Raw genomic sequence first — 13796 nt, 5'->3', positions numbered from 1 at the left:
AGAAGAAGTTTTTATGTCGCAGAACAGCATGCCGCAAAACAAGAAATCTAAATATCATCATGTCAATCCAAACAGTTGGTCATTCAAACTATTTTTGATTTATGACATTTTCATGGTGTTTATTATTGTTTTTAACTTGTTCTGCCTATGCATGAACTTTTTCCTCATGAGCAATCTTGGCAGTTGGTTCTTTAACAGTATCCACCTGCCCGATGTGCTGAGTTTTTACCGTGAACATTTGCATCCGTGGGTCATTACCACCGAAGCGTGGTTTATTATCTTTTTGATAGTCGAACTGTTGGTACGTTGGGCGATTGCTAGCATCAACAAGCACCATCAGCGCTGGTTCTTCTTCCCGTTTATACATTGGTACGAAATTTTAGCTATTGTGCCGCATTTACGTTTCCTGCGTTTATTTCGTGCGGGCGTGATTGCTTATCGACTGTATGAAATGGGCTATCAAATCGTGCCATCGGCATGGCAAAAGAAAGCTTTGTTTTATTATCGTGTGGTGATGGAAGAATTGGCTGATCGAGTGGTACTCACCGTACTCGATGGGGTTAGACATGAGTTAAACACCAGTACCACACATAAAGATTTGATTAGCAATGTCGTTCAGCATCACCGCGAATTATTCACCCAAGTCTTGGCCGAAATTTTGCAAGAAAATTTAAGCAAAGAGCTACGTACTGAACGTGAATTGATCGCCAAAAATGTCGGACAAATCGTCAGTCAGGCCATCGAAGATACCCCAGAACTCACGCAGCTATTGCGCTTAGTGCCAATCGTTGGCAGCCGCATTGAACAGCAGATTCAAAGTATCGGGCAACGTTTGGGTGAAAATATTACCCAAGGTTTAATTTCCCCATTGGCTTATCCCAATACATCGACGGCTCAAAAACCCAATCTATATTTAGACATTTCACAGCGTGTTAGCCGTATTGAAATCGAAAATAATGCCCAGCTGGATGAGTTGGTTCGCTCTGCGGTTTTTGAAAGTCTAGAAGCCATTCGTAAGCAAGTGAAAGTAAAACAGTGGCAGCAGATTATGCAGGAACAGGACCAAGCTACAGAATAAACACTTAGTCAAAAATAATTGCGAACTCCGCTAGAGTATTCATGCAAATTGTTCTAGGATTTGCTCTATTTACAACATAACTACTTCGGCACAAAAGTAATAGTTAGAAGTCTCAAGGATTCAATATGGCTGATATACGGATAAAAGGCAAAATGGTCAATGCGATTCGCATTCACCTCGATACCAATGATCATGATGCGATCCGCCAGCAACTTACTCCAATGTTCCAAAAGGCTTTTCCACCCGGAACATTAGCCGTGATTGAAAGTACGGTTGATCAAGAACTAATTGCACTGATTCAACTGCTTATTAGTATTGAAATTCAACCGATTGGTGTCACTGAAGGTCCGCTATCTGACCAAGCGCGTGCCATCCAATTTCCCGTGGTTCCTGCAGATCGTAAACTACAACAAGTTAAACCGACACGCGAACAAGTGGTTGAAGAGCCCGCGCCTGCAGAAGAAAAAACCGAAGATAAAATTGCTGCAGTCGAAGTACCGACCATTCGTCATGCTACGTCGTATCACAATGAAATCTTGCGTACAGGTCAATGTTTAGTCCAAGACCATGGCGATATCATTATTAATGCTGGTATTAATAGCGGTTCAGAAGTAATTGCTTCAGGAAATATACATATTTATGGTAGTGCTCGTGGTAGAGTCATTGCCGGAGCTGGTGGGAACACGGCTGCACGTATTTTCTGTCATTCATTAGAAGCTGAATTAGTTTCAATTGCAGGGACTTACTGTGTCGCTGATGATATTCCACCTCATGTGGTCAAACAGCCAGTACATATTTATTTGAATGACCAGCAAGAGCTAGTATTTGAAGCTTTGCAATTTTAATGTATAAATAATCACCAAACCCCTAATTAAAAAAGGGGATTTAAACCATAACAGGAGTGGATTCGGTGGCGAAAATTGTTGTCGTAACATCAGGTAAAGGTGGCGTAGGTAAAACAACTACAAGCGCATCTTTTGCAACAGGTTTAGCCCTTCGCGGCCACAAAACTGTTGTGATCGACTTTGATGTGGGTTTACGTAACCTTGACTTGATCATGGGCTGTGAACGCCGCGTTGTATATGACTTTGTAAACGTATTGAATAACGAAGCTCGATTACAACAAGCGCTTATTCGCGATAAAGATATTGAAAATCTCTACATTTTGCCAGCATCTCAAACACGTGATAAAGACGCGTTAACAGATGAAGGTGTAGCTCGTGTAATGGACGAACTTTCTCAAGAGTTCGATTACATCATTTGTGACTCACCTGCGGGTATCGAACGTGGTGCAATTTTAGCAATGTATCATGCTGATGAAGCGATCATTGTGACGAACCCAGAAATTTCTTCGGTACGTGACTCTGACCGTATTATTGGGATGCTCGACAGCAAAACCAAAAAAGTAGAACAAAACGAAGGTCGTATCCGTAAGCATCTCTGTATTACACGTTTCAATCCAGAACGTGCGGATAAGCAAGAGATGTTGACGATTGATGACATTTCAAAAGATATTTTACGCGTACCGACTTTAGGTGTTATTCCTGAATGTAAAAGCGTTCTACAAGCATCAAACGAAGGTAAACCAGTGATTTTGTTTACAGAAGAAGCGGCTGGCCAAGCGTATGATGACCTTGTTGCACGTTTCCTTGGTGAAGAGCGCCCTTACCGTCACATTACGGTAAAACCTAAGGGTTGGTTAGCACGTCTATTTGGAGCGTAATCATGGCAGGATTCTGGAGCAAACTTTTTAGCAGCGACGAGAAACCGTCAAGCGCACAAACGGCAAAAGACCGTTTAAAAGTTATCGTAGCGTCTGAAAATGGTTTAGGTAAACGCTTAAGCCAAGACAAGATTGACATGATGAAAAAAGAAATCATGCAAGTGGTAAACCGCTATGTTCGTGGTGTAGATGAGCAACATATTCAAATGTCTGTTCGTTCTGAAGCGAATATTGAAATGCTTGAAATGAATATCAATTTGCCTGAAGAACGTTAATCTGAATTCTGATTAGCCAAGTAAATTGAATCAAGGCAAAATGTGAGGCTGGATCAGTAAAGCGCTGCTTTACCCAGCCGCAAGATGAGAAGCTTTGCTTCGAGTGGGCTGGATTAGTTTTATTCCTTTGTTAGATCAAAAGCTTTGCTTCGAGTAAACGGGATAAAAAAAATAACTTTTGATCCAACCATAAAATGAGTCGCTTAACTTAGAGACGGCGAATAAAACTATTTTACTTGCGTACTCATATTTTGCCTTTTTGTATTTTTAAACCAGCAAGGAGATTGCGATGGCATTATCTCAGCCAGCAACGTTCAACGAAGAATGGTCAGATGAGCGTGTATTTGCCTACCTTACTCAGCTTCCTCCTGAAGGAGTGAATGGCGACTTTCACGTGCTTTACCATGCTTTCAAACATATGCGTCCAAATGACTATGAGCGTCTTTTGACTCAATTCGTTGCCGATGGCCGTGATGTGAACGCAACTAATCCTGAAGGTCAGCGTATTCATGACGTGATTGCTCAATACCCACGTCAAAGCGCAGGTTTCCTCGAAGTATTGGCAAAATTTGCTTAATTTCGAGTACCAAAAAGCCCGCATGATGCGGGCTTTTTTATCTTATTTAATACCGGCGTTATTGAATATCATCATAATCAATGCACGGTCAACATGAGCAATGGAAACATCAAGCCAAAACCAATGGTTTGCACACTAATAATCGCCGCCATCAGTTGTGAATCGCCCTGATAATAGCGTGTCAAAATATAGGACGATGATGCCGTCGGCAAAGCAAAAAAGACCACTAAAATCATCCGTTCAAAATCAGTCAAACCCATCCATGTACTCAATAGATAAGCCATACATGGCATTAACATGAGGCGCCCTATCGTATTTAAACTTAAACGACGTAGATCGGCGCGCATTTGCTGAAACTGTAATGCTGCCCCAACGGAAAGTAGTCCGAGCGGTAAACTCATGGCTGCCAATATTTTTAATAATTCAGGTAAGCCTTTAAACAGACTCAAGCCTGATAAATTAAACAATACCCCTGCCACACAGCCTAAAATTAAGGGATTTTTTGCGATGGACTGACAGGTCTGCCCCAATTGCTTCACACTTAAATTTGAAAAAGCCAATACTGAAATAATATTAACTAAGGGCACAGCAACGGCAATTAACATGGCAAACATTTGCATGCCTTCTGAGCCAAACAGCGCCCCCATTAATGACAAGCCAATATAGGTATTAAAACGAATATGACTTTGGATATACACGCCAAAACGCTGCACGGGGATATGCATAAACTGCTTGATCCCCCACAACACGATGCTGATCAAACAGGTGCCCGCAACCAGTACTGTCAACATTCGTGAAACAGTGTTCATATCCAATTGCACGGCTGATACATTCAAAAATAGCAGCACAGGAAATAAAACGTAGTAATTAAGTTTTTCTGAATTTGCCCAAAATTCATCCTGAACAAACTGTGTGTATTTAAGCACATAGCCCATCGCGATTAATGCAACGAGGGGAAACAATGCGACGACGATATTCATGCTGTACGCCTTGAAATAAAGTAGCTATTTCATCTTTAACCATTTATGTAGCACAATATAATCCTCATCTAGACTCATAACAAAATGAGTAATTACTCATGGCAATGACATTTTCTCAGCTTGAAATTTTTATTAAAGTCGCAGAACAACAAAGCTTTACTCTCGCTGCTCGACAGCTGGGAATTACTCAGTCAGCTGTCTCTCATACCCTAAAGTGTTTAGAGCAACATTGGAATGTCAGCTTATTTAGCCGTGAACAAGGCGAAATTAGCCTGACTCATATTGGTCAGCAGTTATTACTGCATGCCAAAGAAATCATCAATACGGCACAAATCATGCAACAAGAAGTGCATGCCGCACATGGTATTCAACAAGGAACGCTGAGAATTGGCTCTTTTGGTTCTTCTAGTTCGATTCATCTGCTTCCAGAGCTATTAAAGGCATATAGAGAGCGCTATCCGCACATTGAGATCTATGTCGAAGAAGGTACCGATGCAGAAGTGTCTCGTTGGATTTCTGAACGTCAGATTGATGTGGGTTTTGCCGTACTCCCTAAGCCGCAGCTGTTCACCTTCCCGTTAATTCAAGACATTTTCATTGCCTTGATTCCAGATAGTTATTCAGTTTCCAAACACAGTCATTTAAATATCCAAGACCTGCAAAATTACCCCTTTATTATGACCCGTGCGGGCAGCCAGTCCCATGTCGAAAAACTGCTTAAACAACACCACATACAACCTAAAATCACCTATCAAATGTCGCAACTGTTAACCATTTTAAATATGGTGAATTTACAGGAAGGGATTGCTATCGTTGCAGATATGGCGATGCCTGCTGAGCTGTTGGCATTGCATCCACATGTGGTCAAACGTCCACTCTTTCCAAATACCCAACGGCAAATTGGACTCGCCGTAAAAAATCAAAAACTCATGAGCCCTGCCTGCAAAGCCTTTATCGAATTGGCCCAGTCCATGTTCTACCAAGATGAGTTCTCAATCTAAAAATAAAAAAAACCTGCCGAAGCAGGTTTTTTGTTTTAGGACTTAGACCAAGATATCTCGTTTGCCATTTGGCCCCATCCCACTGACGATGCCATTTTCTTCCATCTGATCAATAATCCGTGCTGCACGGTTATAGCCGAGACTGAATTTACGCTGTAAAGATGAGGTCGATGCTTTACGTGTTTCCAAAACGAAACTAACACATTGATCATACAACGCATCACGGTCTGATCCGCCATCACCATCTTCAAAACCGCGAGATGTCGGCTCTTCATCATAAGGCGTGAGGATTTCATCGACATAATTCGGTTCACCGCGCTCACGCCATGCATCACAAATACGGTTCACTTCATCGTCTGAAATAAACGCGCCATGCACCCGCTCAGGTTCAATTTTACCCGGTCCGAGGAACAACATATCACCATGACCCAGTAAGTCTTCTGCACCACCAGCATCTAAGATAGTACGTGAATCCAGTTTACTGTTGACACGTAGCGCAGCACGGGTTGGAATATTGGCTTTGATCAAACCTGTTACTACATCTACGGTTGGACGCTGTGTCGCCAACAGCAAATGAATCCCTGCCGCACGTGATTTTTGTGCAAGACGGGTAATCATTTCTTCAGCTTTTTTACCCACTTGCATGATCATGTCGGCAAATTCGTCGGCAACAATTACGATCAACGGCATCGGCTGTAAACGTGGCGCACGACTTTGGGTTGCAGAGTCATCTGGCTTCCAAGTTGGATCAATGAGATCTTCACCATTAGCCATTGCTTCTTCAATTTTGCGGTTAAAGTCAGTCAGCTTACGTACTTTCATCAAAGACATCAGCTTATAACGACGCTCCATTTCATTCACACACCAGTTCAATGCACTCACCGCATCTTTCATGTCAGTTACAACAGGCGTTAACAAATGTGGAATATCGTTATAGTTGGCAAGTTCCAACTGTTTCGGGTCAATCATAATGAGACGCAGTTGCTCAGGTGTGTATTTCAACAACATCGACAACAACATGGCATTGACTGCGACTGACTTACCAGAACCCGTAGTACCTGCCACCAACATATGCGGCGCTTTCGCCAAATCGGCCAAGACAGGATTACCTGAAATATCTTTACCCATCGCCATACTAAGTAAGGCATTTGGATCACGGTAAGCAGGAGTTTCTAACAGCTCAATAAGACGAACCATTTCACGTGAACTATTTGGGACTTCAATCCCGATATACGGTTTACCCGGAATGACTTCCACCACACGTACAGAGGCCATAGACATCGAACGTGCCAAGTCACGTGAAATATTGGTCACTTTCGACGCTTTCACACCAGGTGCTAAATCAAGTTCAAAACGTGTTACGACTGGTCCCGGCTGTGCCTCTACAACTTTGGCTTTGACATTAAACTCTTGCAGTTTAATTTCTAAAAGTTCAGACAAGCGAGACAATTGCTCTGCAGTGAAATTGACTTTCTTGTTCGGATCAACCGGATCTAAGATTTCCAAGCCCGGCAAAGTCGGTAAATCCAAGCGTTTTTGTGCCACTTGCATCGCACGTGACATTGGACGACCAGAGGCATCGGTTAAAGGAGCATCAAAGTCAAAATCATCTTCGAGATCTAAATCGATGTCTTCAGGTTTGCCCGCCGTTTCTTGCCACACTTCACGGAAAGCATCTTTATTCGAGCTGATTAAGGCTTTTTCATCATCAGATACAAAAGTCTGCGGCTGCGTATTGATTTCAGCACGAACCAAAGGCGTAGATTGCGCGTAACTACTGGTTGTACGAACCGGCTGCGCCTGTTCTATCGCTCGCTCTGCTTCTTCAACCAGCAAATCATCAAGATCATTAAATTCGGTTTCAGCACTGATATTTTTCGGTGTGGTCAGCGGTGTAATCTGTGCAGCAGCTACACCTAAACCTGCAACTGTGGCAGCAGCACCTGTAGCAAATTCATTTGAATGCGTTGTTGGACTTTCATTTTGCGCTGTATTAAATGGGCTATGCACATCCGTCGCTGTTTTACTATTCGGGACAGCCGCTAACAGCTCATCGAAGATTTCATCATCATCCCAATCCACTGATTTTTTAGCAGGTTGCACCGCTTCTGTCGGAGAATTCGAATGCACATCTGCTGTTTTGTTGAAATATTCAGTTTGATTGGCAGGCTGCTCTTCTTCTGCCGCTTTCAGTAAAGCATCAATATCTTGTTTATGACGTTGGTCATCATTGGAATGTAATGCGCGCCAAACTTCACCTGTTGCAACAACACGTTGTTGATCTTGTTCAAGCTGATGCACTTTCGCCAAGGTATGTTCAAAATCTTCATCAGATAGCGTAGCAGTCTCTGCCAAATCTACCGCAGATGAATGCTGTGCGTTCCATTCTTTGTCTGCCCATTCTTTATCGGCAATATCATCAAATAAACGTTCAGCGACGCGATCACGTACCACAGGATCGACATCGACCGCATGATGTTCGTCGGCCGGTGTTACTGGTGCAACCACTTTTGATGCATGCGCAGCAGCACTATCTTTTTTAGTCGTTGGTACTGTACGGTCAAATGCGGTGTCGCCTTCAGGCACATTGCGATAGAACAAATCTTGGAGATAAGCCGGTGTGGACTTCATGGTTGCCCATGTCTTATTCCACTTGATACCAAAGGCCAAAGTGAACAACATGATCCAAAATGCAATGAGAAATACTGCTGCACCATAGACCGTTAATATTTGTTCAAGACTTTGACCCAGTTCATAGCCAATGATCCCGCCCGATGCATTTTCTAAAGTATCTTCGGGAACATTCCAAAACAGGAAAAGTAAACTTGAAGTTGCCAGTAAAATAAAGAACTGAGCAGCATAGCGAAATGGACGGTTTAGAAAACTACGTGGCCACCAGACTTGAATTGCTTCGAGAAATAAATAGACAGGTATCAGCAAACTTGCCCAACCTAAAAATCCATAGAGTAAGTCAGCTATCCATGCGCCTGCGACGCCGCTGGCATTTGAAACTTGCTGAGTATCACTGGATAAATGCATCCATCCCGGATCAAATGGCGTATATGTGACTGTTGCAAGGAACAGATATATCCCAAATGAAACAAGGAATAATGTCATTATTAAGCGCTGTGCATATGCACCCGACACCGCTGTCATATACGTTCCTGTAACCAATTCTTCATGAATGTTTTTGTCATTACCCACAACAAAAATGGGCTGAATCTAAACCTGTTATTATGCACCTGTTCAATAAAAAAGATGCAAGATAATTTAAGTATAGTTGTTAACTTTATTCTATATAGCTCAAAACGATTTCGATGATCAATAATATCGACTTTAATCTCACACAATCGTTTCAAACTTTGACGTATAATTCCACAAATTATCATATAAAAAAAGGATTCTACGGATGAGCGCTCGTCACTCACGTCTAATTATTTTAGGTTCTGGTCCTGCAGGTTATAGCGCTGCGGTATACGCTGCCCGTGCGAACCTGAAACCGACACTCATCGCAGGTATTCAATTAGGCGGTCAATTGACTACAACGACAGAAGTAGACAACTGGCCAGGTGGTGCAGAAGGCTTAACTGGCCCTGCCCTAATGGAACAAATGCAATCACATGCTGAGCGTTTTGGCACAGAAATCGTGTATGACCATATCAATGAAGTTGACCTCAATGTTCGTCCGTTCGTACTTAAAGGCGATATGGAAGAGTTCACTTGTGATGCATTAATTATTTGTACAGGTGCAACTGCACAATATTTAGGTCTTGAATCTGAAGCTGCATTTATGGGTCAAGGCGTAAGCGCATGTGCAACATGTGATGGTTTCTTCTACAAAAACCAAAAAGTCATGGTTGTCGGTGGTGGTAATACTGCTGTCGAAGAAGCGCTGTATCTATCGAACATTGCATCGCATGTCACTCTAGTACACCGTCGTGATACTTTACGTTCAGAGAAAATTCTGCAAGATCATCTTTTTGCAAAAGAAAAAGAAGGTAAAATCAGTATTATCTGGAATCACCAAGTGGATGAAGTCATTGGCGATAACACAGGTGTAACTTCTGTACGTATTAAATCTACGCAAGATGATTCAACTCAAAATGTTGATGTCACTGGTATGTTTGTGGCAATTGGTCACAAACCAAACAGCGGTATTTTTGATGGTCAATTAAACCTACGTGATGGCTACATCCAAGTTCAAAGCGGAACTGCGGGTAATGCAACACAAACATCTATTCCGGGTGTATTTGCTGCGGGTGATATTGCCGACAGCATTTACCGTCAAGCCATTACTTCTGCAGGTTCAGGCTGTATGGCTGCACTCGATGCTGAAAAATACCTTGATGCACTCGGTGAATAATCTTTTGCTTAAGTCATTTGCTTAGCTAAACATTTTTAAAAATTAGCCGACCTGATGGTCGGCTTTTTTATGTATGATAAAAATCCGTATACCTCAATAAGAAGCTTGGCATGCCGATACTCCCTCCTTCTGAATTTACTTTCCCCGATCCTGTTGAATGCGATCCCGAAGGTGAAGGCTTAATTTGCATCGGTGCTGACCTCTCCCCTTCCACACTGTTTGAAGCCTATAGTCACGGTCTTTTCCCATGGTTCAGTGAAGGTGATCCAATTTGTTGGTGGTGTCCTGAACCCCGCTGCATTATTCGACCGCATGACTATCATCCGAGTAAATCGTTATTACGCAGCATGAAAAAAATGGACTATAAGATCACCATTAATCATGCGTTTGAAACTGTGATTCGCTCATGTTCTTTGCCGCGTAGTTATGCCAATGAAACATGGATTTCAGAAGATATTATTCAGGGATATTCTGCGCTGTTTGACGCAGGCTATGCTTATAGCATTGAAGTTTGGGAAAACGAGACTGTTGTAGGTGGCCTCTATGGGGTCAATATTGGTCATGGCTGCTTTGGCGAGTCTATGTTTAGTACACGAACAGATGTCTCTAAAATGGCGTTTTACACCTTAATGCTCATCGGGCAAGAGAATCAGTTGCCATGGATTGATTGCCAATTGGTCAACGATCACCTCTTAAGCTTAGGTGCGAGTACACTTTCTCGCCAACAATACCTTAATTCGTTACAAGATGTTGTTAAACAACCCTCTATCGATTGGAAAAAGTATCAGGACAGTGTATTTTCAAGTAAAACAATAGCGCAATGGGCAAGTCTCAGCGCATGACAATAAAAGAGGGATATTACGATGAATTCCTATCAACCGAAGTCCCTGTTGAACGAATTACAGTACTACATCACGCCTCCGCATGATTGTAGCTACTTAGAAAATAAATCTGCCCGGATGGTCTTTCTTGACCCTGTCCATCGTATTGATGTGGTCACGTTATCTGAACTTTCCCGCATGGGTTTTCGTCGTAGTGGTGATTTTGTCTATCGCCCTGAATGTCATCTTTGTCGCCAATGTCTGTCCTCACGTGTGCCTGTTCTTGAATTTCAAATGAACAGCGTGCAAAAAAAAGCGTGGAAACGGAATCAAGATTTAACGGTGAAAATTAGCCGCCCTCAAGATGCCGATGCAAAGCATTATGCCCTGTACGAACGCTATATCAATGAACGGCATGCTGATGGTGATATGTACCCACCCAGCCAAGATCAATTTGAAAAATTTTTAATCAATAGCTGCACTGACAGTTTCTTTTTAGAGCTGTGGTTGGATGAGCAACTGATCAGTGTATCTACCTGTGATCCACTCGATGATGGTATTTCAGCGGTATATACCTTTTTTGATCCTGATGAAAGCCGTCGCTCATTAGGTACTTTTGCCATTTTGAAACAAATCGAGCATGCACAAAAGCTTGGACTGCAATATGTCTACTTGGGCTATTGGGTGCCAGATTCGCAAAAAATGAATTATAAATCTCAGTACATTCCACTGGAACTTCTGCTTGATGGACAGTGGCGCCGACTCAACCGACCACTGACCCAAGAAGAAATCAGCCAACTGGGGGATTCCCTGATGACCACCCTACCTTCTGGTTGGAATAATCCTATTATTAAATAAAAGGGATCAAACAAAAGATATTCAATAAAAATGCATCCGTTAATTCACGAATGCTTTCTTTAAATCTGATTACGCTTCACCGCTTTTATTTAAATAAAGCTGCAAAATCATCACTACAAGCTTTCACCATAATAATGGCATGTTCTCGTGTTCCATCGGCATTTGGATAATAATTCTTTCGCAGATCGATTTGATGAAAATCCGCTTTTTCATATAAACGGATTGCAGGTTGATTACCTTCTCGCACTTCTAAGAAAATTTGAATGGGGTTATTTTTGAGTAAGGCAATAGATTCATCGAGCAATTGAAAACCTAAGCCTTTGCCTTGCTGGCTCGGATCGATCGCCATCAACAGCAAATTTGCTTCATCTAAAACGGGTTGTAAAATGCAAAAACCTACGACTTTTCCTTGTCGCTCAATCACCGTACTTTGATAGGCAGCAATCGATTCTTGAAATTGTTTTATGGTCCAAGGATGGCTTTGTACGCGGCGCTCGATATCGTAAACCTGCTGTACATCAGCGTCTTGCATCAAACGAATCATCTTCGTTTATCTTTCTATAGCTAGGGTATGCGCATTATAAAAAGTTTGCCTCTAAAGTTGAATAAAAAAAAGAGCGATTTACATCGCCCTTCTCAAAAAGTCACCACAGCGCTGTGATTAGAGCCCCAAATATGCTTTCCACGTTTTTAACAAACCTGAAGTATCTAAATCATTCGGGTGAAAACCGGGTTTAAAATACATCAGCATTTCTTTCCCCATACCAGTAATGATGCCTTTTGAAGGGCTATAACCATAGGTATAAATATCTTTTAATGCTTCAAAATTAAGCTTGTTATCTTCTTTTAATAAACGAGCGACAAAATAACTTTGTACGAAGAATAAAGTCACCATTGCGCCAATCAATGAACCTGTACGGAGTGCGTAGGCCTTTATTCCCTGACCAAAGACACCTTCAAAAACATCATAAGCCACGGCTTTATGTTCATTTTCTTCAATCGCATGCCACAACCACATATTTTTCATGGTTTCATCTGTCATTAAAGCTTGAATATGCGGGTTAACTAATAACTGTGAAGCAATGGTTGCAGTGAAATGCTCAAGTGCCGTGGTTGCGGTTAGATCCACCATTTCTTGAGTAATGCCAACAGGTTTACCAATACGTGCAAAGACTTTGCGCACACCTTGGATAACACGACCCGTTGCCTTATCAAGTGTTTCGACATCATGACCGTATTTTTGTGCAGAAGCATTAAAACCCTCATGCTCTTGCGTATGCATCGCTTCTTGACCAATGAAAGCACTAATTTCTTTTTGTAGGGCTTCATTATTTGCGATTGCTGGGTGTTTACGTACGGCACGCACACTATCAATAAAGAACATTTCACCCGCTGGAAATAAAGCAGATAATGCGGTCATAAAATGTGTCAAACCTGCTGAGCCATTCATCCAGTACTCTGGTACCGCATCAAAATCAAAATTCATGCGACGTACAGGGAAACTTGCACCTGCTCGATTAGTAATCTTTACTTTAGCGTTCATGCCTAACTCCTTTTTGAGTTATGAAATACTCAAACTTTTTATTGGTTTTCTTGAGTTCATATTACGGTTTTATTTAATTGTTATTATTTCAGTTAAGGACAGTGAATTATCACTAAAGGACAGCTTTAAAAAAATATTGTCAGACAATTTCCCTATCACATTGAATAAGCATAAAAAAAAGCGCCTCAAAGAGGCGCTTTTTTACACACATTTAGTGATTATGCAGTTACTTTAGAAACTACACCCGCACCAACTGTACGACCACCTTCACGGATCGCGAAGCGTAAGCCAGCGTCCATTGCGATTGGGTGGATTAATTCTACTGACATTTCTACGTTGTCACCAGGCATAACCATTTCAACGCCTTCTTTAAGCGCGATCGCACCAGTTACGTCAGTTGTACGGAAGTAGAACTGTGGACGGTAACCGTTAAGGAATGGAGTATGACGACCACCTTCGTCTTTAGAAAGTACGTATACTTCTGCGTCGAATTTAGTATGCGGTTTGATTGTACCTGGTTTAGCAAGTACTTGACCACGTTGAACGTCTTCACGTTTAGTACCACGTAGAAGAACAC

General features: G+C 42.0%; 13 protein-coding genes and 1 pseudogene. 9 read left to right on the top strand and 5 right to left on the bottom strand.

The genetic code is table 11. From position 1 onward, the window contains the following. Positions 1–13: 13 nt before the first annotated feature. The 5 genes from FTU37_RS01640 (at position 14) to FTU37_RS01620 (ending at position 3653) form a co-directional block, all read left to right on the top strand. Complete coding sequence (locus tag FTU37_RS01640; RefSeq protein WP_373686255.1) at positions 14–1078, top strand: preprotein translocase subunit SecA; 1065 nt, start codon at positions 14–16, stop codon at positions 1076–1078. 125 nt (positions 1079–1203) lie between these two features. Then, complete coding sequence (gene minC, locus FTU37_RS01635) at positions 1204–1923, top strand: septum site-determining protein MinC (protein WP_078193110.1); 720 nt, start codon at positions 1204–1206, stop codon at positions 1921–1923. A gap of 65 nt (positions 1924–1988) precedes the next feature. After that, on the top strand, positions 1989–2801 hold the full coding sequence (minD, locus tag FTU37_RS01630) for a septum site-determining protein MinD (RefSeq protein ID WP_067670152.1): 813 nt from the start codon (positions 1989–1991) through the stop codon (positions 2799–2801). Between the two features lie 2 nt (positions 2802–2803). Then, complete coding sequence (gene minE / locus FTU37_RS01625) at positions 2804–3076, top strand: cell division topological specificity factor MinE (protein ID WP_078190039.1); 273 nt, start codon at positions 2804–2806, stop codon at positions 3074–3076. Positions 3077–3365: 289 nt separating this feature from the next. Next, complete coding sequence (locus tag FTU37_RS01620) at positions 3366–3653, top strand: PA4642 family protein (RefSeq protein WP_067766167.1); 288 nt, start codon at positions 3366–3368, stop codon at positions 3651–3653. Positions 3654–3730: 77 nt separating this feature from the next. Here FTU37_RS01620 and FTU37_RS01615 read toward each other — a convergent pair whose 3' ends face one another. Continuing rightward, positions 3731–4633, bottom strand: a complete 903-nt coding sequence (locus FTU37_RS01615; RefSeq protein ID WP_180123666.1) for an AEC family transporter — start codon at positions 4631–4633, stop codon at positions 3731–3733. 104 nt (positions 4634–4737) lie between these two features. Here FTU37_RS01615 and FTU37_RS01610 point away from each other — a divergent pair, with 104 nt between their 5' ends. Beyond that, positions 4738–5634, top strand: coding sequence for a LysR family transcriptional regulator (locus FTU37_RS01610; protein WP_180063915.1), 897 nt, complete (start codon positions 4738–4740; stop codon positions 5632–5634). Between the two features lie 42 nt (positions 5635–5676). Here the strand turns inward: FTU37_RS01610 and FTU37_RS01605 are convergent, their stop codons facing one another. Then, positions 5677–8790 carry a DNA translocase FtsK gene (locus FTU37_RS01605; RefSeq protein WP_180089341.1) on the bottom strand — a complete coding sequence of 1038 codons (3114 nt, stop codon included), beginning with the start codon at positions 8788–8790 and terminating at the stop codon, positions 5677–5679. A 253-nt stretch (positions 8791–9043) separates the two neighbouring features. Here FTU37_RS01605 and trxB point away from each other — a divergent pair, with 253 nt between their 5' ends. From trxB to FTU37_RS01590, 3 genes are all read left to right on the top strand, one after another. After that, positions 9044–9997: a thioredoxin-disulfide reductase gene (gene trxB / locus FTU37_RS01600; RefSeq protein ID WP_180008210.1), complete on the top strand. Its 954-nt coding sequence runs from the start codon at positions 9044–9046 to the stop codon at positions 9995–9997. Positions 9998–10107: 110 nt separating this feature from the next. Next, entirely contained in the window at positions 10108–10839 is a 732-nt protein-coding gene (aat, locus tag FTU37_RS01595) for a leucyl/phenylalanyl-tRNA--protein transferase (RefSeq protein ID WP_180041054.1), read from the top strand. Between the two features lie 21 nt (positions 10840–10860). After that, complete coding sequence (locus FTU37_RS01590; protein WP_168379088.1) at positions 10861–11676, top strand: arginyltransferase; 816 nt, start codon at positions 10861–10863, stop codon at positions 11674–11676. 85 nt (positions 11677–11761) lie between these two features. Here the strand turns inward: FTU37_RS01590 and rimI are convergent, their stop codons facing one another. From rimI to tuf, 3 genes and pseudogenes are all read right to left on the bottom strand, one after another. Next, positions 11762–12220, bottom strand: a complete 459-nt coding sequence (gene rimI / locus FTU37_RS01585) for a ribosomal protein S18-alanine N-acetyltransferase (protein ID WP_180059480.1) — start codon at positions 12218–12220, stop codon at positions 11762–11764. A 117-nt stretch (positions 12221–12337) separates the two neighbouring features. Beyond that, complete coding sequence (locus tag FTU37_RS01580; RefSeq protein WP_078193116.1) at positions 12338–13219, bottom strand: metal-dependent hydrolase; 882 nt, start codon at positions 13217–13219, stop codon at positions 12338–12340. Between the two features lie 218 nt (positions 13220–13437). After that, a pseudogene (gene tuf, locus FTU37_RS01575) lies at positions 13438–13796 on the bottom strand (elongation factor Tu); the annotation flags it as partial.

It is taken from the genome of Acinetobacter sp. YH12097 (genome assembly GCF_013419225.1).
Classification (GTDB): Bacteria; Pseudomonadota; Gammaproteobacteria; order Pseudomonadales; family Moraxellaceae; genus Acinetobacter; species Acinetobacter amyesii.
The sequence above is the reverse complement of the archived record's forward strand: the minus strand, read 5'-3'. Positions and strand labels throughout refer to the sequence as shown.